1 pseudogene is annotated in these 867 nt (G+C 49.1%); it reads left to right on the plus strand.

What is annotated here, in order from left to right:
- Positions 1-141: 141 nt before the first annotated feature.
- Positions 142-867 (plus strand): annotated as a pseudogene (locus RTW80_RS26275) (IS3 family transposase); the annotation flags it as partial.

Below are 867 nucleotides of genomic sequence, written 5' to 3' on the forward strand. Positions count from 1 at the left end.
GCTGATGCCATGTAGCTCAAGTACCTGACTGCGTAATACAGCCCGTCTGCCGTCTGGTTTTTCAGGACGGTTTTTCCTGAGGTAGCCTGAGTTTAACGGACACTCCTTCCTGAAATAGAATGGCATCAGAAGGAGCTAATAATGAGCAGAAAAACCCAACGTTACTCTAAAAAGTTCAAAGCCGAAGCTGTCAGAACGGTTCTTGAAAATCAACTTTCGATCAGTGAAGGCGCTTCCCGATTATCTCTTCCTGAAGGCACTTTAGGACAATGGGTTACCGCCGCCAGAAAAGGGCTCGGTACTCCTGGTTCCCGCACGGTGGCTGAACTGGAATCTGAAATTCTGCAACTGCGTAAGGCGTTAAATGAAGCTCGCCTTGAGCGAGATATATTAAAAAAAGCAACTGTAGATTTTGCACAGGAGTCGCTGAAAAATACGCGTTAATCGAACAATGGCGACAACAATTTCCCATTGAAGCGATGTGTCAGGTATTTGGTGTATCCAGGAGCGGTTATTACAACTGGGTACAGCATGAACCCTCAGACAGAAAACAAAGTGATGAGCGGCTAAAACTGGAGATTAAGGTGGCACATATCCGCACTCGCGAAACATATGGAACCCGGCGGCTCCAGACGGAGCTGGCAGAGAATGGCATCATCGTTGGTCGTGACCGACTGGCACGTCTTCGTAAGGAGCTAAGGCTACGCTGTAAGCAGAAACGCAAGTTCAGAGCGACTACGAACTCGAACCACAATCTGCCAGTTGCGCCAAATCTGCTGAACCAGACGTTCGCTCCTACAGCACCAAATCAGGTCTGGGTGGCGGACCTGACGTATGTTGCCACACAGGAGGGATGGTTGTACCTCG

The organism is Escherichia sp. AM3, from assembly GCF_032029835.1.
Taxonomy (GTDB): Bacteria; Pseudomonadota; Gammaproteobacteria; order Enterobacterales; family Enterobacteriaceae; genus Escherichia; species Escherichia coli.